Origin of the sequence: Amycolatopsis australiensis, assembly GCF_900119165.1 — a bacterium.
GTDB classification, from domain to species: Bacteria; Actinomycetota; Actinomycetes; order Mycobacteriales; family Pseudonocardiaceae; genus Amycolatopsis; species Amycolatopsis australiensis.
Genome location: NZ_FPJG01000006.1, coordinates 930,042 through 949,102, shown reverse-complemented (window position 1 = coordinate 949,102; position 19,061 = coordinate 930,042). Strand labels below are relative to the sequence as shown.

Genomic DNA, 19,061 nt, shown 5'->3' with positions numbered 1-19,061 from the left:
TGGTCAGACCAGTGTACTGACCTGGAGGCGGAATGAAAGCCCGGATCACGGCGTGCGCAGCGGCCCTGCTGCTCGCGGTGTCCGGCTGCTCGGCCGGGTCGTCCGCCAGCGTTTCCGCCGGTCCGGACACGCTTTCGGTGGGGTTCACCGCCGAGCCGGCGAACTTCGACTTCACCCGCACCGACGGCGCCGCCATCCCGCAGGCGCTGCTCTACAACGTCTACGAAGGTCTGGTGAAGCTCGACTCGCAGGGCCGGATCGTGCCGCTGCTGGCGAAGTCGTGGACGATCAGCCCGGACCGCCGCACCTACGACTTCCAGCTCCAGCCGGGCGTCAAGTTCAGCAACGGCGCGCCGTTCACCGCCGAGGACGTCAAGTTTTCGCTCCTGCGCGTGAAGACCGACTGGACGATCTCGATCAAGTCGACGATGGACGTCGTCGACCACGTCGACGTCGTGGCGCCGGACCACGCGCGGGTCGTGCTCTCGAAGCCGTCCAACGGCTGGCTGTTCAGCCTGACCAGCCGGCTCGGTGCGATGTTCAGCCCGACCGGCGTCGCCGACCTGGCGAACAAGCCGGTCGGCACCGGGCCGTACGTGGTGGCGGCGCGCAAGCGCGGCGACTCCGTGGTGCTGAAGGCGAACCCGGCGTACTGGGGCCGGAAACCGGCGTACTCGACGGTGGTCCTCAAGTACATCAAGGACCCGACCGCGCTGAACAACGCCCTCTACAGCAACGGGATCGACGTCATCTCGGCGATCACCGCGCCCGACTCGATCCCGCAGTTCCAGGCCGACGACCGGTTCCAGGTCGTCCAAGGGACGTCCAACAGCGAGGTCACGCTGGCGATGAACAACCAGCGGCCGCCGTTGAACGACGTCCGCGTGCGCCGGGCCCTGACGTACGCGATCGACCGGAAGGCACTGCTGGACACGGCGTGGGCGGGCCGCGGCACGCTGATCGGCAGCATGGTCCCGCCGACCGATCCGTGGTACGAGGACCTGTCGAACGTCTACCCGTTCGACCCGGCGCGTGCGAAAGCGCTGCTGACCGAAGCCGGCGCGACGAACCTGAACCTGCGGATGCGGATCCCGAACCTGCCGTACGCGGTGTCGGCGGCGCAGGTCGTCCAGTCGCAGCTCGCCGACGTCGGCGTGCGGGCCACGATCGAGCCGCTCGACTTCCCCGCGGTGTGGCTCAAGCAGGTCTTCACCGACCACGACTACGACCTGTCGATCATCCAGCACGTCGAGGCGCGGGACATCACGACGTTCGGGAAGCCGAAGTACTACTGGGGTTACGACAGCAAGCGCGTCCAGCAGCTGCTCGCGGAAGCCGACAGCGGGACGCCGGAGCAGCAGGTCGCCGACATGAAGCAGGTGGCGCGGCAGATCAACACCGACGCGGCCGCGGACTGGCTGTTCCTGTTCCCGAACGTCATCGTGGCGAAGACGAAGGTCGGCGGGTTCGTGCGGAACCAGGTGAGCGAGTCCTTCGACCTCACCGGGCTGGCGCCGCGATGACCGCCAAGGTGCTGCGCCGGGTGGCGATCTTCGTGGTCAGCGTGCTGGTCGCGTCGATCGTGGTGTTCCTGTTCATGGCCGTGCTGCCGGGCGATCCGGCTCAGGTCGCGCTCGGCGTCAACGCGACACCGGAGCTGCTGGCGAAGACGCGCGCGGAGTTCGGCATCGACCGCCCGCTCGTCACGCAGTACTTCGACTGGATCGGCGGAGTGCTGCGCGGCGACTTCGGGCGCTCGTACGTGACGCGGGACGCGATCGGCCCGCAGCTGCTCGACCGTCTCGGCGTCACGCTGTGGCTGGTCGGCGCGGGCATGCTGGTGGCGCTGGTGATCGCCGTGCCGGCCGGGACGTTCGCCGCGGTGAAGCACCGGAAAACGGCGGGCGCGAGCGTTTCCGGGCTGTCGCAGATCGGCGTCGCGATCCCCGCGTTCCTCGCCGGGATCATCCTCGTGCAGATCTTCGCCGTGCAGCTGCGCTGGCTGCCGTCGGGCGGCTGGACACCGCCGGACCAGGACGCGGGCGAGTTCCTCCGCGGCCTGGTGCTGCCGGCGTTGTCGCTGGGGCTGGTGCAGGGCGCGGTGCTGACGCGGTACGTCCGGTCGGCCGTGCTCGACACGCTGGGCCAGGACTACCTGCGCACCGCGCGGTCGAAGGGCCTGCGGCCCGGGCAGGCGCTGGTGCGCCACGGCCTGCGCAACGCGTCGGTGCCGGTGGTCACCGTGCTCGGGCTGCAGCTGGCGACGCTGCTGATCGGCGCGGTCGTCGTCGAGCGCGTGTTCGTGCTGCCGGGGCTGGGTTCGATGCTGCTGGACGCCGTCGCCGCGCGTGATCTGCTGACCGTGCAGGGGATCGTGCTCGTGCTGGTGGTCGGCGTGCTGTTGGTCAACTTCGTCGTCGACGTCCTCTACACCGTGCTCGATCCCCGATTGCGAGGTTCGTGATGCGCAATCTCGTCGTCGGCGGGGTGCTCGTCGGCCTGGTCGTGGTGGCGGCGCTGCTGTCGTTCCTGTGGACGCCGTTCGACCCGGTGAAGGTCGACGCGACCCACCGGCTGCTCGGCTTCGGCGCGTCGCACTGGTTCGGCACCGACAAGTTCGGCCGGGACGTGCTCAGCCAGATCATGGTCGGCGCGCGGACCACGCTGTACGTCGGTGTGGTCGCGGTCGGGATCGCCGCGGTGATCGGGACGCCGCTGGGCGTCCTCGCGGGCATGTCGCCGCGCTGGCTCGGCGAGTTCGTCATGCGCGTCAACGATCTCGTGCTCGCCTTCCCGGCGCTGCTGCTGGCCATCATGTTCGGCGCGGTGTTCGGCGCGGACACGCTGACCGCGATGGTCGCGATCGGCATCGCGACGATCCCTTCGTTCGCGCGGATCGCCCGCTCCGGCACGCTGCAGGTGATGAGCACGGAGTTCGTGCTCGCCGCGCGGGCGGGCGGCCGGTCGCGGCCGGACATCGCGGTGCGGCACGTGCTGCCGAACATCTCGGGGCTGCTGATCGTGCAGGCGTCGGTGTCGTTCGCGATCGCTGTGCTGGCCGAAGCCGCGTTGTCGTTCCTCGGCTTCGGGACGCGGCCGCCGACGCCGTCGTGGGGCCGCATGCTGCAGGAGTCGCAGGAGCTGCTCACCGTGCAGCCGCGGCTGGCGCTCGTGCCGGGCATCGCGATCGCCGTCGCCGTGCTCGGCTTCAACCTCCTCGGCGACGGCCTGCGCGACCGGCTGGACCCCCGATTGGCGGCCCGCGTATGACGCTCTCGGTGCGTGGCCTCAGCGTGGGCTCCCTGGTTCGTGACGTCTCCTTCGAGATCGGGGCCGGCGAGCGTGTCGGCCTGATCGGCGAGTCCGGGTCCGGGAAGTCGCTCACGGCGTTGTCGGTCATCGGCCTGCTGCCGGAGGACCTGCGCGCGTCCGGCTCGATCCGCCTGCACGGCCGCGAGCTGCTGGGAATGTCCGAAAAGGACCTGTCCCGGCTGCGCGGCGACGAGCTGGCCATGGTCTTCCAGGAGCCGATGACCGCGCTGAACCCGGCCATGCGCGTCGGCCGCCAGGTCACCGAACCGGGCCGCATCCACGGCCGCCGCCACCGCGCCGAGGATCTTCTCGACGCCGTCGGGCTGCCTGGCACGGCCCGCGCGTACCCGCACCAGCTGTCCGGCGGGCAACGGCAGCGGGTGGTCCTGGCGATGGCGCTGGCCAACGAGCCGTCGCTGCTCATCTGCGACGAGCCGACGACCGCGCTCGACGTCACCGTGCAGGCCCAGATCCTTTCGCTCATCAAGACGTCGTTGCCCGCCGAGAGCGCGTTGCTGTTCATCACGCACGACCTCGCCGTGGTCGCGTCGGTGTGCGAGCGGGTACTCGTGATGCTCGACGGCGAAATCGTCGAAGCGGGTTCGACGCGCGAAGTCCTGACGTCGCCGAAGCACGAGTACACGCGGAAGCTGCTCGACGCTTCGGACCTGGAGGCCCGTCGATGATCCTCGAAGTCCGCGACCTCGAACGCCGGTACGCCCGCCGCGACGTTCACGCGCTGCGCGGTGTCAGCTTCGGCGTCGAAGCGGGGCAGCGGTTCGGCATCGTCGGCGAGTCGGGCTCCGGCAAGTCGACGCTGGTCCGGCTGCTGGCCGCGCTCGACCGGCCGACCGCGGGCACCATCTCGTTCCAGGGACGGCGGATCGACACGCTGCCCGAGCGGAAGCTGGGGTTTCTCCGCTCCGAGCTGCAGATCGTGTTCCAGGATCCGATGGGCTCGCTCGACCCGCGGATGCGCGTGCGCGACATCGTTTCCGAGCCGCTGGGCCGGCGCGACCCCGAGCGCGTCGCCGAGCTGCTCGCCGCCGTCGGCCTGCCCGCCGACGCCGCCCAGCGCTACCCGCACCAGTTCTCCGGCGGCCAGCGGCAGCGGATCTCGATCGCCCGCGCGCTGGCGCCGAACCCGAGCGTGCTCATCGCCGATGAACCGGTCAGCGCGCTCGACGTCTCCGTGCGCGGCCAGATCCTCGACCTGCTCGGCTCGCTGGTGGCGCGGTTCGCGCTGACGCTGATCTTCGTGTCGCACGACCTCGGCGTGGTCCGGCACGTCTGCGACCGGGTCGCGGTGATGCGCCGCGGCGAGATCGTCGAGCTGGGCGACGTGGCGCAGGTCTACGACGCGCCGCGGCACGAGTACACCCGGGAGCTGCTGCAGGCCGCGCCGAACCTGCGTGCGGAGCTGGCCCGGCTGAGCGGAGGTGACGATGGCTGAGTATCCGGACGGCCTGCCGGTCGGCGCCGGCTGGGTGTCTGCTGTGGACACGCAAGAAATCGTTTTCCCCTACGACGGGAGCGTGGTCGGCCACGCGCCGGTCGGCACGCCCGAACTGGCTACGCGCGCTGTGGACGAAGCTGTCGCCGTGGCGCGGGAAGTGGCTTCGCTGCCTTCGCGGACTCGGCGTTCCCTGCTCAACGACGTCGCTTCGGCGTTGCGGGAACGGCGGGCGGAGTTCGAGAACCTGCTCGTGCTGGAGACGGGCAAGCCGCTGGTCGACTGCCGGGTCGAGGTCGCGCGCACCATCGTCACGTGGGAGGCCGCGGCCGAAGAGGTGTCGCGGCTGCACGGCGAGACAGTGCCGCTCGACCTCCTGCCGTCCGGCGATGGCCTGGTCGGGTTCTGGAAGCGCAAGCCGATCGGGGTGGTCGTCGGCATCGCCGGCTTCAACTACCCGCTGCTGCTCGCGTCGCACAAGATCGCGCCGGCCATCGCCGCCGGCTGCCCGGTGATCGTCAAGCCGGCCCCGCAGACGCCGCTGGCCACGCTGTGGCTCGTGCACCTGGTGCGGTCGGTGGCGCCCGTGCCCGCCATGGTCCAGCTGGTCACCGGCGACGCCGCCGTGGGCGCGGCGCTGACGACCGACCGCCGGATCGGCGCGGTGTCGTTCACCGGCTCGGCCGCGGTCGGCCACCGGATCGCCCGCGACGCGGCCCCGACGAAGACGTTGCTGGAGCTGGGTTCGAACGCCGCTTTGGTCGTCGCTGACGATGCGGATCCGGACGCCGCGGTGGATGCCGTGCTGCGCGGCGGTTTCTACGCGTCCGGCCAGGCGTGCATCTCGGTGCAACGGGTCCTGGTCGTTTCGTCGGTCGCCGAGGAGTTCACCGACCGGCTGCTGGCGCGGCTCGACGAGGTCGTCGTCGGCGACCCACGCGACGAGAAGACGCGGGTGTCGGCGTTGATCGACCCCGCTTCCACCGATCGCGTCGCCGCGTGGATCGAGAAGTCCGGCGCCCGCCGGGTCGGCGGTGGTGTCGACGGCACCGTGCTGCGCCCGACGGTCCTGCTCGACGTCCCGGACGGCGTCGAGGTCTGGGACGAGGAGATCTTCGGCCCGGTCGTCTGCCTGCGCACGGTGTCCGATGTGGACGAGGCGTTCGCCGCCGTGAACGCGTCCCGCTACGGCCTACACGCCAGCGTCTACACCCGGTCCCTCGACACGGCGTTCCGCGCGCTCGACGAGCTCGAAGTGGGCGGTGTCGTGATCAACGAGGTGCCCGGCTTCCGCTCGGACACCATGCCGTACGGCGGTGTCAAGGACTCCGGCATCGGCCGCGAAGGGCCGCGCTTCGCGGTCGAAGAGCTGACCGTGACGAGGATGGCGGTGCTGCGCCCGTGAACTATTCGACGTTGTTCCGCCTGGACGGACGCCGGGCCGTCGTCCTCGGCGCGGGTGGCATCGGCCGCGAAGCCGCGCGTGCCTTGGCGGCCCACGGCGCTTCGGTGGTGTGCGCGGACCGTGACCTGGAAGCCGCGCGCGAAGCGGGCGTGGGCGAGCCGTACGAGATCGACCTCCTGCGGCCCGATGCCGTCGAGCGTGCCGCGGACGAGCTGGGTGACGCCGACGTCGTCGTGCTCACCGCGGCGACGAACGTGCGCAAGCGGCTGACCGACTACACCCGCGAGGAGTTCGACCGCGTCATCGCGCTCAACCTGGGCGCGACCTTCGACGTCGTGCGGGCGTTCGGCGCGCGCATGGCCGCCCGCGGGCGGGGCAGCATCATCGGGTTCTCGTCGATCCGCGGCACGACCGTCGAGCCGGGCCAAGGCCCGTACGCGGCGACGAAAGCCGGGCTCGTCCAGCTGTTCCGGACGGCGGCGGCGGAGTTCGGGCCGTCCGGTGTGCGGGTCAACGCCATCGCGCCCGGCGTCGTCGAAACGCCGTTGACCGCACAGATCAAGGCGAACCCGGAGTGGTACGCCGCGTACGCGACGAAGGGCGCATTGGGCCGCTGGGCGCGTCCGGAGGAACTCGCCGGCGCTGTCGTATACCTCGCTTCGGACGCTTCGTCGTTCGTGACCGGCTCTGTGCTGGCGGTGGACGGCGGGTGGACCGCCGTCGACGGCCGCTTCGAACCGCCTGCTTCGTGAAGGAGGTCGCATGACCGAGCTGCCCGACCTGACCGCTGTCGAGCTCGTCGCGCAGTACCGCGCGAAGACGCTGTCGCCGGTTGAGGTGACCGAAGCCGTTCTCGCGCGCATCGAGGCGCGAGAGCCGGAGCTGCACGCGTTGTATGCGTACGACCCTTCAGCTGCTCGCGAAGACGCGAAGGCGTCCGAAGCTCGCTGGGCGTCCGGCGAGGCGCTGGGCCCGATCGACGGCGTCCCGCTGACACTCAAGGAGAACATCGCGACCCGCGGCACCCCGGTCCCGCTCGGCACGGCGGCGACCGCGCTCGTCCCGGCGGCCGAGGACGCGCCGGCGGCCGCGCGGGTCCGCGAGTCCGGCGGCGTCCTGCTGGCCAAGACGACCATGCCGGACTACGGGATGCTGACGTCGGGGCTGTCGAGCTTCCACGCCACGGCGCGGAACCCCTGGGACGTCCGGTGCACGCCCGGCGGGTCGAGCGCGGGCGCGGGTGCCGCGGCGGCCGCGGGCTACGGCCCGCTGCACGTCGGGACGGACATCGGTGGCTCGATCCGGCTGCCCGCCGGCTGGTGCGGGCTGGTCGGGCTGAAGCCGAGCTTCGGCCGCGTACCGGTCGACCCGCCGTTCCTCGGCCGCGTCGCCGGTCCGATGACCCGCACGGTCGCCGACACGGCGTTGCTGATGAGCGTGCTGTCGGCGCCCGACGCCCGCGACCACCTGAGCCTGCCGCCGGCCGACCTGCCGTGGACGTCGCTGGATCCGTCCGTGGCCGGGCTGCGCGTCGGCCTGCACCTCGACCCGGGAGTGGGCCTGCCGGTGGACGCGGCGACGCTGGACGCCGTCACGGCGGCGGCCCGTGCCTTCGAGGCGGCGGGCGCGGTCGTCGAGCCGGTCGGGCCGTTCCTGACCCGCGAGATGCTGGACGGCCTGGACGTCTTCTGGCGCACCCGCGCCTGGTCCGACATGGCGGCCCTGCCGGCGGACCGCCGCGCGAAGGTCCTGCCGTACATCGCGGACTGGGCCGCGAGCGGCGCGGAAGTGTCCGGAGTGGACGTCTACCGCGGCTTCGCCCAGATCGACGCGATCAGCGTCGCGGCCCTGCGCGCGACCTCGGCGTACGACGTCGTCCTGTCCCCGACGTGCCCGGTGGCGGCCCCACCGGCGGAGTGGGCGTCCCCGACGAACGACCCGTCGCGGCCGTTCGAGCACATCGCGTTCACGGTCCCGTACAACATGTCCGGCCAGCCGTCGGTGTCCCTGAACTGCGGCTACACGGGCGACGGCCGCCCGATCGGCCTCCAGCTCACCGGCCGCCGCTTCGACGACGTGGGCGTCCTGCGTGCCGCGGCGGCGTACGAACGGATTCGCCCGCCGCAGCGGCCCTGGCCGGTGGGCTAGCGAAGAAGTTCTGAGCCCGCAGGGTGCCGAGGTCGTCAGTTCCGGACGGCCTCGGCCAGCGCCAGCACCCGCCGTGCGTTTTCGACGTGCAGGTTTTCGATCATCCGGCCGTCGACGGTCACGACGCCACGTCCCGCGGCGCGAGCTTCCTCGAACGCCTCGATGATCCGGCGTGACCGGTCGATCTCCGCCTCCGACGGCGCGAAGATCCGGTTGCACGGCTCGACCTGCGCCGGGTGGATCAGCGTCTTGCCGTCGAAGCCGTACTGCCGGCCCTGCTCGCACTCGGCCTCGAAACCGGGAAGGTCTTTCACGTCGTTGTAGACGCCGTCGAGAATGACCTTGCCGGTCGCGCGCGCGGCCAGCAGGCACAGTGACAACCCGCCCAGCAACGGCCCGCGGCCCGGCACGAACTCCGCGTGCAGCTCCTTGGCCAGGTCGTTCGTGCCCATCACCAGCACCGTCAGCCGCTCGGACGCCGCCGCGATCTCCTCCGCGTGCAGCATCGCCACCGGCGTCTCGACCATCGCCCAGATCTTCGTGTGGTCCGGGGCGCCGCCCAGCTCCAGCGCGCGCTCGATGTTGTGCACCTCGGCCGCCGAGTTCACCTTCGGCACGACCACCGCGGCCGGGCCCGCCGACGCGGCCGCGCGCAGGTCGGCGTCGTGCCACTCGGTGTCCAGGCCGTTGACCCGGATGGTCACTTCGCGCGTCCCGTACGAACCCACCGCGGCGCAGACCCGCTCACGGGCGGCTTCCTTCGCGTCCGGCGCGACGGCGTCCTCGAGGTCGAGGATCAGCGCGTCCGCCGGGATCGTCTTGGCCTTCTCCAGCGCCCGCTCGTTGGCGCCGGGCATGTAGAGGACGGACCGCCTCGGCTTCAGCTCGGTCATCCGAGGGCCTCCTTGGTAGCGGCGTCGTAGGCCGCGGCGAGTTCGGGGTCGTCCGCCGCGAGGGCGTCGGCCAGTTCGGCGACCACGCGGCACTGCTTTACCGACGCGTCGTCCTGCATCTTCCCGTCGATCATCACCGCGCCCGTGCCGTCGCCCATCTCGGCGATCACGCGGCGCGCCCAGGCCACATCGGACGGCGAAGGCGAGAACACCTTCTTCGCGATGCCGATCTGCACCGGGTGCAGGCTCCACGCGCCGACGCAGCCGAGCAGGAACGCGTTGCGGAACTGGTCCTCACAGGCCACGACGTCGCGGATGTCCCCGAACGGCCCGTAGTACGGCAGGATCCCGTGCATCGCGCAGGCGTCGACCATCCGCGCCACCGTGTAGTGCCAGAGGTCCTGCTGGTAGGTCGTCCGGCCCGCGGTCAGGTCGTCGCCGACCGGGTCGGTGCGCACGAGGTAGCCGGGGTGGCCGCCGCCGACGCGGGTCGTCTTCATCCGGCGGCTCGCGGCCAGGTCGGCCGGCCCGAGCGAGATGCCCTGCATGCGCGGGCTGGCGCCGGCGATCTCCTCCACGTTGGCCACGCCGCTCGCCGTCTCGAGGATCGCGTGCACCAGCAGCGGCTTCGTCAGGCCCGCGCGGGCTTCGAGCTGGGCCAGCAGCCGGTCGACGTAGTGGATGTCCTGCGCGCCCTCGACCTTCGGCACCATGATCACGTCGAGTTTGTCGCCGATCTCGGTGACCAGCGTGATCAAGTCGTCGAGCACCCACGGCGAGTCCAGGCTGTTGACCCGCGTCCACAGCTGCGTCTTCCCGAAGTCGTTCGCCTTGGCGATCGCGACGAGCCCGGCGCGCGCGGCCTCCTTGCGGTCGGCGCGCACGGCGTCCTCGAGGTTGCCGAGCAGGACGTCGACCTTCTTCGCGAGGTCCGGCACCTTGGCCGCCATCTTCTCGTTGCCCGGGTCGAAGAAGTGGATCATCCGGGACGGCGTCACCGGGATCTCGCGCACGGGGGCGGGCGCGCCCAGGGCGAGCGGGGCGAAGAAGTCCTTCGGGGAGCGCATCGGTCCTCCACGGCGGCGACTAAGTGACTGATCGGTAACTTTAGTCCGGGGGACACGCGCGCGCTGCGGCGTAGCTCACCGCCATGTCGGTGAGGGCCGACAACCGCAGCTCAGCGGCCCACGTCCACTGTGGATTCTCTATCGGTTGCGCCGAACGGGCTAACCGGATGGGGTTTGGCGGGGTCCGCCACGGGTAGTCGGGCGCAGGCGGACCGTAATGCCACTCACCCCGCCCTCACTCGGTTGGCCGCACCGTTCGGCCGAAGTCGGATGACCGCCTACCGACCGGTCATCGACCGCTGGGCGCCGCCGATCGCAGCCACCGGCGCTACCCGGCGACGCCGCGGCGTCGCGCTGTTACACAGATGGTGTGCCGGTTTTCCCCGGTCACGATGCAGTGCAGGCTTGAAGGAGGCGGACTCGTGGCGGCTACACCTCAGAACACCGAGCGCTCGACGGTCGCCGGTGGCGCGAAGCGCAGCCGGTCGATGCCGAGCCGCGTGGTGCCGCCGATCGAGCTCCCCGCGAGCGTCGACGAGCTCGCCCGCGCCGCGGCCGCCCAGCTGGGCTGGAACGGCATCGTGCTCCCCGAGACCACGATCCTCGGCCGCAAGGTCTGTGTGGTCGCCAAGCTGCGCACCGAAGTCCACGCCGAACGCATCGCGATGGGTGCCGGCCCGGTGGCCGACCGCGCCACCGTCGACACCTGGACCTGGCCGGAGCTGGCCGGAACCGCCCCCGCCCCGGCCGCCGAGATCGTCGGTGTCCTGGCCGTCGCGCGCCACTGGCGCACCGCGATGGCCTCCGCGGTTCCGTTCGCCCGCTACGGCGAGGCCGCGATGGTTCTTCCCTCGCCGGCCGTCCTCACCGAGGACTACGTCGGCAACTGCCTGCCGCGCGCCCGCGCGTACGGCCTCGCCGTCGTGACCGCCGACCCGAACGCGGTCGTCGACCTCGACCTCGAAGGCCGGACCGAGCGCGTCGTGCTGGCCGAGGACCCGGTCTCCCGCCTGGTCAACGAGCTGGTCTACGACCACCTGCTCCGGACCGCGGAGGCGCCCGCTTCGCACTAAAGTCGGCTCCATGCGAGTCGTCATTGCTGGTGGACACGGTCAGATCGCGCTGCGGCTCGAGCGGCTGCTCGCCGCACGCGGGGACGAAGCGGTCGGGCTGATCCGGAACCCCGCCCAGGTGGCGGACCTCGAGGCCGCCGGCGCCCAGGCCGTCGTGCTCGACCTGGAGAACTCCGATGTGGACGCCGTCGCCGAGGTGCTGAAGGGTGCCGACGCCGCGGTGTTCTCCGCCGGCGCCGGCCCGGGCAGCGGCACCGCCCGCAAGGACACAGTGGACCGGGGCGCCGCGGCGCTGTTCGCCGAAGCGGCCGAGCGGGCCGGGGTCCGGCGGCACCTCCAGGTGGGCTCCATCGGGGCCGACAACCCGGAGAATCCCGACGTCACCGAGGAGTTCCGGCACTACCTGCGTGCCAAGCGCGCGGCGGAGGACGACCTCAAGGCCCGCGACCTCGACTGGACCATCCTCCGGCCGGGGCAGCTGACCGACGAGCCGGGCACCGGCCGGGTCCTGCTGGCCGAGAAGACCGACCGCGGCCCGATCCCGCGCGACGACGTCGCCGCGGTCATCGCCGGCCTGCTCGGGACGCGCGCTTCGGTGCACCGCACCCTGACGCTGATCTCGGGTGAGGTCGCCGTCGACGAGGCGATCTCAGCGCTGTGATCACCGAAGCCTCGCGAGAGATCGCCGTCTTCAGCGGCAGCGCGCACCCTGAGCTGGCCGAAGAAATCTGCGCCCACCTGGGCGTGCCCTTGCGGCCGGTCGAAATCCAGCGGTTCGCGAACGACTGCCTCGAAGTACAGCTGCAGGCCAACTGCCGCGAGCGGGACGTCTTCATCATCCAGCCGCTGGTCAAGCCGGTGCAGGAACACCTCGTCGAGCTGCTGCTGATGCTCGACGCGGCCCGCGGCGCCTCGGCGTCCCGGATCACCGCCGTGATGCCGCACTATTCGTACGCGCGCTCGGACAAGAAGGACGCTCCGCGCATCTCGATCGGCGGCCGGCTGGTCGCCGACCTGCTGGTGACCGCGGGCGCGAGCCGCGTGCTCGCGATGACCCTGCACTCGCCGCAGGTCCACGGCTTCTTCAGCGTCCCGGTCGACCACCTGCACGCGCTGCAGGAGCTGGCCAAGCACTTCCGCCAGTACGACCTGTCCCGCACCACCGTCGTTTCACCCGATCTGGGCAACGCCAAGGAGGCGTCGCACTTCGCGCGGCTCCTCGGCGTGCAGGTCGCGGCCGGGGCGAAGGAGCGGTTCCCCGACGACCGCGTCCAGATCACGTCGGTGATCGGCGAGATCACCGGCCGGGACGTCATCGTGCTCGACGACGAGATCGCGAAGGGCAGCACCGTGCTGGAGCTGCTCGACCGGCTGGCCGAACTCGAGCCGCGCTCGATCCGGGTCGCGTGCACGCACGGCCTGTTCGCCGCGAAGGCCATCGAGCGGATCGGCGGACGGCCCGAGGTGCTGGAGATCGTCTGCACCAACACGGTCCCGGTGCCGGAAGCGGAACGCACCGAGAAGCTGAAGATCCTGTCGATCGCGCCGGCCATGGCTGAGGCGATCCGCCGCATCCACAACGGCGAATCGGTGTCGGCGTTGTTCTAGGCCGGTCCCAGGACCCGGTCCAGGTAGGTGTTGGTGAACACGCCGCGCGGGTCGGTCTCCTTGCGCACGCGCAGGAAGTCGTCGAAGTGCGGGTAGCGGGAGCGGAGGACGCCGGCGTCGAGGTCGTGCAGCTTGCCCCAGTGCGGGCGGCCGCCGACCGCGCCGGCGATCTTCTCGAACGCGCCGAAGTACTCGCGGTAGGGCATGCCGACGAACTGGTGGATGGCGATGTAGGCCGAGTCGCGGCCCTGCGCGGTCGACAGCCAGATGTCGTCGGCCGCGGCGACGCGCACCTCGACCGGGAACATCACCGGGTCCTTCAGCTTCGGAACCAGCGCGCGCAGCTCGGCGAGCACGTCGAGCACTGATTCACGTGGAACAGCGTATTCCGTTTCGGTGAACCGGACGTCTCGCGCGGTGACGAAGACGCGGTGCGAGCGGTCGCTGTACTCGCGGGCGGAGAGGACGTTCGAGGCGAAGCTGCCGAGCGACGGCACGAGCCGCGGCATCAGCCGCCCGGTCCGGCACAGCCCGCCGAACGCGACGTTCTCCATGATCCGGTAGTCGACGAACTCCCGGACCTTGCTCAGCGGCCGGGCCGTGCCGGTCCGGTTGTTGCGCTTGACCAGAGCGTTCTTGCCGTACGGAAACCAGTAGAACTCGAAGTGGTCGTTCTCCGCGGCGAAGTCGTGGAAGCCCTCGAGGACCTGCTCCAGCGGCTCGGGTCGTTCCTGCGCGCGCAGGAAGAACGCCGGCTCGCACCGCAGCGTCACGGTGGTGATCACGCCGAGCGCGCCGAGGCCGACGCGGGCGGCGGCGAAGAGATCGGGCTTTTCGTCGGCCGAGCAGTTGACGATCGTGCCGTCCGCGAGGACGAGTTCGAGCGCGGCGATCTGGGTGGCGAGGCCGCCGAGCTTCGCGCCGGTGCCGTGGGTGCCGGTGGAAATCGCGCCGGCGATGGTCTGCGCGTCGATGTCGCCGAGGTTGGTCATGGCCAGCCCGAGCGCGTCGAGTTCGGCGTTGAGCTGCCGGATCGTGGTGCCGGAGCGGACGGTCACGAGACCCGTCTCCACGTCGGCCTGTTCGATCCCGGTCCAGTGACGCAGGTCGAGCGCGTCGGAATCGGCGGCGGCGATCGCGGTGAAGGAGTGCCCGCTGCCCCAGGGGCGCACGGTCCGGCCGGCCGCGGCGATGGCGGCGACCGTCGAGGCGATCTCGGCCGCGCTGCGCGGCTGGTGAACGTGCTGCGGCGAGGCGGACGCCGTGCCCGCCCAGTTGGTCCACCGGGTCATGCGCGCACCCTTCCTCGTCGAGTGCCCGAAACAGTAAGTGAATAGTATTCGCGTTTCAAGCCTTCGTGTCGTACTTTAGACCTCGTGACCAGTGCGACGGTGTACGACTTGGCGACCAAGGACCTCGATCCCCCCTTGGCGGTAGTCGACTTGGCGGCCTTCGACGCGAACGCCGAAGACCTCCGCCGTCGCGCGGCGGGCAAGCCGATCCGGGTGGTCAGCAAGTCGGTCCGCTGCCGGGCGCTGCTGGAGCGCGTGCTCGCGATGCCGGGCTTCGAGGGCCTGATGTGCTACTCGCTGGCGGAGGCGATCTGGCACGTCGAGCAGGGTACGACCGATGACATCGTCGTCGCCTACCCGACGGCCGACCACGAGGCACTCCGCCGACTGGCCGCGTCCGACGAGGCCCGCGCGGCCATCACGATCATGGTCGACTCGCCGTCGCACCTGGACCTGGTGGACGCCGCGCTGGGCCACGGTCACCCGGAAATCCGGGTGTGCCTGGAGCTGGACGCGTCGTGGCGCCCGTTGCCGGGAGTCCACGTGGGCACGCGCCGCTCGCCGGTGTTCACGCCGAAGCAGGCATCGACGTTCGCGGAGCAGATCGTGGCGCGCCCGGGGTTCCGCCTGGTGGGCGTGATGGCGTACGAGGGCCAGATCGCGGGCCTCGGCGACGCGGCCGGCCGCCGGGTCAACCAGGCGGTGATCGGCTGGATGCAACGCCGTTCGGCAGCGGAGCTGAACCGGCGCAGGGGCGAAGCGGTCCGAGCGGTCGAGGCGGTGACGCCGCTGGAGTTCGTGAACGGCGGCGGCACCGGAAGCATCGAGTCCACCGGGGCGGACGCCGTGGTCACGGAGATAGCAGCGGGCTCGGGCCTGATCGGCCCGACGCTGTTCGACGGCTACTCCCGCTTCCACCCTCGCCCGGCGGCGTTGTTCGCGTTGCCGGTGGTGCGCCGTCCGACACGCAAGATCGCGACGCTGTTCTCGGGTGGTTACATCGCTTCGGGCCCCACAGGACCATCCCGCCAGCCGCAGCCGTACTTGCCGACGGGCTTGAAACTGCTGGGCTTCGAGGGGGCGGGCGAGGTCCAAACGCCGGTGACCGGCCGTGCGGCCCGCACCCTGAAGCTGGGCGACCGGGTCTGGCTGCGCCACGCGAAGGCGGGCGAACTGGCAGAGCGCTTCACGCATTACCACCTGATCCAGGGCGACCAGGTGGAGCGCACGGTCCCGACCTACCGAGGCGAGCACCAGAACTTCGGCTGACCGGGTTGTCCACAGCTGTGCATACCTGTGGACAACTTCTGTGGACAGCTAGGACTGCTCTCCGAACCGAGCCGCCAAGTACCCCTTCACCACGTACTTCGCCTCGGCGACGATCTTCTCGTCGCCACTGGGCTCTCGCCGGAACGCCAGCTTCAACAACGCGTCCGCCACCTCGTTGGCGATCGTGATCGCGAACCGCAGGTCCTCCACCGGGCGGTCGACCTGGGCCGTCAGGATCTCGGTCAGGGAATCCACGATCACCGCGTTGTTGTCGCGGGTTTCGTCCAGCAGCTGACGGTCGATGATGTCGCCGAAGTGGACCTTGGAAAAGCCGGGGACCGAGCGGTGCATCTCCAGGTAGATGTCGAGGATCGAGTCGACGACGTCCCACCAGTGCTCCGGGCCCAGCTGCTTCAGGCGTTCGTTCACCGCCGCCACGAAGCGCTCCAAGTTGCGGGCGGTGAGCGCTTGCACCACGGCGCGTTTGTCCGGGAAGAACTGGTACAGCGAACCGACCGCCACGCCCGCCCGCTTGGCGATCAGCGTCGTCGTCAGTGCGTCGTAACCGAGTTCGTCGATCAACGCCGCGCTCGCGTCGAGCATCTGCTCGACCCGCTTCGCGCTGCGTTGCTGGACCGGCTGACGGCGCAAGGGGGTGGCTTCTGCCGGCACCTTCGCGGCCTGGATGTCGGACACGGCGCTCCTCCTCGTCTGATCTGGGACTTTATCGTGCCGACGGGCTTCCCCACGGACGAGTGAAGACCTAGTATATGAGAACTTTTCATGTTCACCCGTACGGGTGGCCTGACGAAGGGTCAGCAGCGGTGCAGAACCCGATCTTCCCGCCCGGCTTCCTCTGGGGTGTCTCCACCTCCGCGTTCCAGATCGAAGGCGCCACCAGCGAAGGTGGGCGCGGACCGTCCATCTGGGACACGTTCACCGCGACCGAGGGCAAGATCGCCCGCGGTGAACGAGCCAACGTAGCCGCCGACCACTACCACCGCTACCCCGAAGACATCGCGCTGATGGCGGAGCTCGGCGTGGGGGCCTACCGGATGTCGATCGCGTGGCCCCGCATCCAGCCCGATGGCCGCGGCGCGCCGAACCCCGAGGGCCTCGGCTTCTACGACAAGCTCATCGACGCCGTCTGCGAGGCCGGCATCGCGCCCGCCGTCACGCTCTACCACTGGGACACCCCGCAGGCCATCGAGGACGAAGGCGGCTGGCTCGCCCGCGCGACCGCTGACCGCTTCGCCGAGTACGCCCACATCCTCGGCGAACGTTTCGCCGATCGGGTGAAACTGTGGATTCCGCTCAACGAGCCCATGGTCATGTCCATCTTCGGCTACGCGATCGGCGAGTACGCGCCGGGCAAGACGCTCCTGCTCGACGCCGTCCCGACCGCGCACCACCAGAACCTCGCGCACGGCCTCGCCGTCCAGGCCCTCCGCGCGGCCGGCGCGACGAACATCGGGACCGCGAACAACCACTCGCCGATCTGGCCCGGCGACGACAGCCCGGAAGACGCGCAAGCCGCCGAGTGGCTCGACGCGCTCCTCAACCGGCTGTACGCCGATCCCGTCCTGCTCGGCAGCTATCCCGAGCAGCTCCACGCGCACCTCCCGGCCGGCTTCGTCGACGACCTGCCGACCATCGCGCAGCCGCTCGACTTCTACGGCATCAACTACTACGAGCCGCAGGGCGTCGCGAAGCCCAGCCCCGGCAACCCGCTGCCCTTCGATCTTCGCCCGATCGAGGGGTATCCGATGACGACGAACGACTCGCCGATCGTCCCGCACGCCCTGCGCGAGCTGCTGCTCGACTTCCACCATCGCTACCGCGACAAGCTGCCGCCGATCCAGATCACCGAGAACGGCTGCAGTTTCGCCGACGAAGTCGCCGAGGACGGCGGCGTGCACGACCCCGAACGCATCGACTTCCTGCACAGCCACCTCGTCGCGCTGCGTGAGGCGATGGACGCCGGCGTCGACGTGCGGGGCTACTTCTGCTGGTCCCTCATGGACAATTTCGAGTGGTCCAAGGGCTACGCGCCGCGCTTCGGCCTGGTGCACGTCGACTACGAGACCCTGCGGCGGACGCCGAAGGACTCGTTCCACTGGTACCGGAAGCTGGTGCGCGATGAGTGAAACGACCGAGGTCCTCCCGGAGGCGCTCGCCGAACCCACCGTGCGGGTCCGCCCCGGCTGGATGAGCCTGCTGTTCTTCGCGAACATCGCCCTCTGGCTGGGGATCTACGCGCCGATCCAGGTGCTGCTGCCGCAGCAGGCCGAGCTGCTCGACAAGGTGAACAAGGAGTTCGTGCTCGGGCTGGTGATGGGCGTCGGCGCGGTCGTCGCGCTGGTCGTCAACCCGGCCGTCGGGCTGCTGTCGGACCGGACGTGCTCGCGCTTCGGCCGTCGTCACCCGTGGACGGTGATCGGCGCGGCCGTCGCCACCGTCGGGCTGCTCGTGCTGGCGTTCGCGCCGGACGTCGCGCTCATGATCACCGGCTGGTGCCTCGTGCAGGCGGGGCTCAACGGCATGCTCGCCACGCTGATGTCCGCCATCGCCGACCGTGTCCCGGTCGGCCAGCGGGCGCAGGTGGGCGGGCTCGTCGGGATCGCGCAGATGCTCGGCACGGTGCTGGGTGCGGTCGTGGTCGTCCTGATGCTGGGCATCGCCGGGCTGCCGCTGGCGTACGCGGTTTGCGCGGTGATCGTCGTCGCCGGCGCCGCGTTCTTCGTCTTCCGGACCCCGGACGCGCGGCTGCCGGTCGAGTTCCGCCCGTCCGCCAAGGCCGGTGAAGTCCTCCGCACCCTGTGGGTCTCGCCGCGGCGGCACCCGGACTTCGCCTGGGCGTGGTCGTGCCACTTCATGATCAACCTCGGCAACGCGTTCGGGACGCTGTACCTGTTGTTCTTCCTCCAGGACGCGGTGCACTACCCGGACCCCGGCACCGGGCTGCTCATCATGATGGCGCTCTACGGCGTCGCCCTCGTGGCCGGCGCGGTGCTGGCGGGGCACTTCTCGGACAGGTCCGGGCGGCGTAAGCCCTACGTCCTGGCGGCCTCCGCCGTGATGGCATTGGCCGCTTTGCTGCTGGTGATCTGGCAGAGCTGGCCCGTCGCGCTCGCCGCGTCCCCGCTGCTCGGGGTCGGCTTCGGAGCGTACATGGCGGTGGCGCTGGCGATGCTGACGCAGGTGCTGCCGGCGGCGCAGGACCGGGCGAAGGACCTCGGCGTCATCAACATCGCGAACTCGCTGCCGCAGGTGGTCGCGCCGCTGCTGACGCCGCTGGTACTGACCTACCTCGGCGGCTACTCGGGGCTGTTCGCCGCCTCGGCCGTCGCGACGCTGCTCGCCGCCGTCCTGGTGCTGCGCGTCAAGGCCGTCCGCTAGACGTGGAACCGCGGGCCGGTGCCGGTCGGGGGAGGGGAGTGCAACGGCACCGGCCCGCGGAATTCGGGGACCGCTCAGTCGAGCGGATCAGCACGGGTGAACCACTGGTCCACGCCTCGTTCGGTGATCAATCTAGCGGGCG

18 protein-coding genes are annotated in these 19,061 nt (G+C 70.7%); 14 read left to right on the top strand and 4 right to left on the bottom strand.

Features of this window, described 5'->3' with window-relative positions:
• Positions 1 to 32: 32 nt before the first annotated feature.
• Genes BT341_RS05770 through BT341_RS05735 form a run of 8 tightly spaced genes read left to right on the top strand, consistent with a single transcriptional unit; the run spans position 33 to position 8,318 of the window.
• Positions 33 to 1,523 carry an ABC transporter substrate-binding protein gene (locus tag BT341_RS05770; RefSeq protein ID WP_072475280.1) on the top strand — a complete coding sequence of 497 codons (1,491 nt, stop codon included), beginning with the start codon at positions 33 to 35 and terminating at the stop codon, positions 1,521 to 1,523.
• Positions 1,520 to 2,464 (top strand): ABC transporter permease, encoded by a 945-nt coding sequence (locus BT341_RS05765; RefSeq protein ID WP_072475279.1) that lies wholly within the window; start codon positions 1,520 to 1,522, stop codon positions 2,462 to 2,464. Before BT341_RS05770 ends, BT341_RS05765 begins: the two co-directional genes overlap by 4 nt.
• Positions 2,464 to 3,270 (top strand): ABC transporter permease, encoded by an 807-nt coding sequence (locus tag BT341_RS05760; protein WP_072475278.1) that lies wholly within the window; start codon positions 2,464 to 2,466, stop codon positions 3,268 to 3,270. The genes BT341_RS05765 and BT341_RS05760 overlap by 1 nt, the downstream gene beginning before the upstream one ends.
• Positions 3,267 to 3,998 (top strand): ABC transporter ATP-binding protein, encoded by a 732-nt coding sequence (locus BT341_RS05755; protein ID WP_072475277.1) that lies wholly within the window; start codon positions 3,267 to 3,269, stop codon positions 3,996 to 3,998. The genes BT341_RS05760 and BT341_RS05755 overlap by 4 nt, the downstream gene beginning before the upstream one ends.
• Complete coding sequence (locus tag BT341_RS05750) at positions 3,995 to 4,765, top strand: ABC transporter ATP-binding protein (RefSeq protein WP_072475276.1); 771 nt, start codon at positions 3,995 to 3,997, stop codon at positions 4,763 to 4,765. Before BT341_RS05755 ends, BT341_RS05750 begins: the two co-directional genes overlap by 4 nt.
• A complete protein-coding gene (locus BT341_RS05745) occupies positions 4,758 to 6,170 on the top strand; it encodes an aldehyde dehydrogenase family protein (RefSeq protein ID WP_072475275.1) in 1,413 nt (470 codons plus the stop codon). Before BT341_RS05750 ends, BT341_RS05745 begins: the two co-directional genes overlap by 8 nt.
• The gene (locus BT341_RS05740) at positions 6,167 to 6,922 is read left to right on the top strand and encodes an SDR family NAD(P)-dependent oxidoreductase (protein ID WP_072475274.1); all 756 of its coding nucleotides are present in this window, start codon (positions 6,167 to 6,169) and stop codon (positions 6,920 to 6,922) included. Before BT341_RS05745 ends, BT341_RS05740 begins: the two co-directional genes overlap by 4 nt.
• Before the next feature lie 10 nt (positions 6,923 to 6,932).
• Positions 6,933 to 8,318, top strand: coding sequence for an amidase (locus tag BT341_RS05735; RefSeq protein ID WP_072475273.1), 1,386 nt, complete (start codon positions 6,933 to 6,935; stop codon positions 8,316 to 8,318).
• A 35-nt stretch (positions 8,319 to 8,353) separates the two neighbouring features.
• Here BT341_RS05735 and BT341_RS05730 read toward each other — a convergent pair whose 3' ends face one another.
• Both BT341_RS05730 and BT341_RS05725 read right to left on the bottom strand, forming a co-directional pair.
• Positions 8,354 to 9,211, bottom strand: a complete 858-nt coding sequence (locus BT341_RS05730; RefSeq protein ID WP_072475272.1) for an HpcH/HpaI aldolase/citrate lyase family protein — start codon at positions 9,209 to 9,211, stop codon at positions 8,354 to 8,356.
• On the bottom strand, positions 9,208 to 10,278 hold the full coding sequence (locus tag BT341_RS05725; protein WP_072475271.1) for an HpcH/HpaI aldolase/citrate lyase family protein: 1,071 nt from the start codon (positions 10,276 to 10,278) through the stop codon (positions 9,208 to 9,210). The genes BT341_RS05730 and BT341_RS05725 overlap by 4 nt, the downstream gene beginning before the upstream one ends.
• Before the next feature lie 422 nt (positions 10,279 to 10,700).
• On the opposite strand from BT341_RS05725, the gene BT341_RS05720 reads away from it, so the two are divergent.
• Genes BT341_RS05720 through BT341_RS05710 form a run of 3 tightly spaced genes read left to right on the top strand, consistent with a single transcriptional unit; the run spans position 10,701 to position 12,959 of the window.
• Positions 10,701 to 11,351: a hypothetical protein gene (locus BT341_RS05720; protein ID WP_072475270.1), complete on the top strand. Its 651-nt coding sequence runs from the start codon at positions 10,701 to 10,703 to the stop codon at positions 11,349 to 11,351.
• Between the two features lie 10 nt (positions 11,352 to 11,361).
• The gene (locus BT341_RS05715) at positions 11,362 to 12,012 is read left to right on the top strand and encodes an SDR family oxidoreductase (RefSeq protein ID WP_072475269.1); all 651 of its coding nucleotides are present in this window, start codon (positions 11,362 to 11,364) and stop codon (positions 12,010 to 12,012) included.
• A complete protein-coding gene (locus BT341_RS05710; RefSeq protein ID WP_072475268.1) occupies positions 12,009 to 12,959 on the top strand; it encodes a ribose-phosphate diphosphokinase in 951 nt (316 codons plus the stop codon). Before BT341_RS05715 ends, BT341_RS05710 begins: the two co-directional genes overlap by 4 nt.
• On the opposite strand, the gene BT341_RS05705 is transcribed toward BT341_RS05710, so the two are convergent.
• Positions 12,956 to 14,251, bottom strand: a complete 1,296-nt coding sequence (locus BT341_RS05705) for a D-arabinono-1,4-lactone oxidase (protein WP_072475267.1) — start codon at positions 14,249 to 14,251, stop codon at positions 12,956 to 12,958. The genes BT341_RS05710 and BT341_RS05705 overlap by 4 nt on opposite strands.
• Positions 14,252 to 14,335: 84 nt before the next feature.
• Between BT341_RS05705 and BT341_RS05700 the strand changes: the two genes are divergently transcribed.
• The gene (locus BT341_RS05700) at positions 14,336 to 15,520 is read left to right on the top strand and encodes an amino acid deaminase/aldolase (RefSeq protein WP_072475266.1); all 1,185 of its coding nucleotides are present in this window, start codon (positions 14,336 to 14,338) and stop codon (positions 15,518 to 15,520) included.
• A 48-nt stretch (positions 15,521 to 15,568) separates the two neighbouring features.
• Here BT341_RS05700 and BT341_RS05695 read toward each other — a convergent pair whose 3' ends face one another.
• Positions 15,569 to 16,216 carry a TetR/AcrR family transcriptional regulator gene (locus tag BT341_RS05695; protein WP_072475265.1) on the bottom strand — a complete coding sequence of 216 codons (648 nt, stop codon included), beginning with the start codon at positions 16,214 to 16,216 and terminating at the stop codon, positions 15,569 to 15,571.
• A gap of 128 nt (positions 16,217 to 16,344) precedes the next feature.
• Here BT341_RS05695 and BT341_RS05690 point away from each other — a divergent pair, with 128 nt between their 5' ends.
• Both BT341_RS05690 and BT341_RS05685 read left to right on the top strand, forming a co-directional pair.
• Entirely contained in the window at positions 16,345 to 17,667 is a 1,323-nt protein-coding gene (locus BT341_RS05690) for a GH1 family beta-glucosidase (RefSeq protein ID WP_072475264.1), read from the top strand.
• Complete coding sequence (locus tag BT341_RS05685) at positions 17,660 to 18,919, top strand: MFS transporter (RefSeq protein ID WP_072475263.1); 1,260 nt, start codon at positions 17,660 to 17,662, stop codon at positions 18,917 to 18,919. Before BT341_RS05690 ends, BT341_RS05685 begins: the two co-directional genes overlap by 8 nt.
• The last annotated feature ends 142 nt before the right edge of the window (positions 18,920 to 19,061 follow it).

Coding starts and splice junctions, on each gene's coding strand:
- BT341_RS05770 (WP_072475280.1), top strand. CDS start 33: ATGAAAGCCCGGATCACGGCGTGCGCAGCGGCCCTGCTGCTCGCGGTG.
- BT341_RS05765 (WP_072475279.1), top strand. CDS start 1,520: ATGACCGCCAAGGTGCTGCGCCGGGTGGCGATCTTCGTGGTCAGCGTG.
- BT341_RS05760 (WP_072475278.1), top strand. CDS start 2,464: ATGCGCAATCTCGTCGTCGGCGGGGTGCTCGTCGGCCTGGTCGTGGTG.
- BT341_RS05755 (WP_072475277.1), top strand. CDS start 3,267: ATGACGCTCTCGGTGCGTGGCCTCAGCGTGGGCTCCCTGGTTCGTGAC.
- BT341_RS05750 (WP_072475276.1), top strand. CDS start 3,995: ATGATCCTCGAAGTCCGCGACCTCGAACGCCGGTACGCCCGCCGCGAC.
- BT341_RS05745 (WP_072475275.1), top strand. CDS start 4,758: ATGGCTGAGTATCCGGACGGCCTGCCGGTCGGCGCCGGCTGGGTGTCT.
- BT341_RS05735 (WP_072475273.1), top strand. CDS start 6,933: ATGACCGAGCTGCCCGACCTGACCGCTGTCGAGCTCGTCGCGCAGTAC.
- BT341_RS05730 (WP_072475272.1), bottom strand. CDS start 9,211: ATGACCGAGCTGAAGCCGAGGCGGTCCGTCCTCTACATGCCCGGCGCC.
- BT341_RS05725 (WP_072475271.1), bottom strand. CDS start 10,278: ATGCGCTCCCCGAAGGACTTCTTCGCCCCGCTCGCCCTGGGCGCGCCC.
- BT341_RS05715 (WP_072475269.1), top strand. CDS start 11,362: ATGCGAGTCGTCATTGCTGGTGGACACGGTCAGATCGCGCTGCGGCTC.
- BT341_RS05705 (WP_072475267.1), bottom strand. CDS start 14,251: ATGACCCGGTGGACCAACTGGGCGGGCACGGCGTCCGCCTCGCCGCAG.
- BT341_RS05685 (WP_072475263.1), top strand. CDS start 17,660: ATGAGTGAAACGACCGAGGTCCTCCCGGAGGCGCTCGCCGAACCCACC.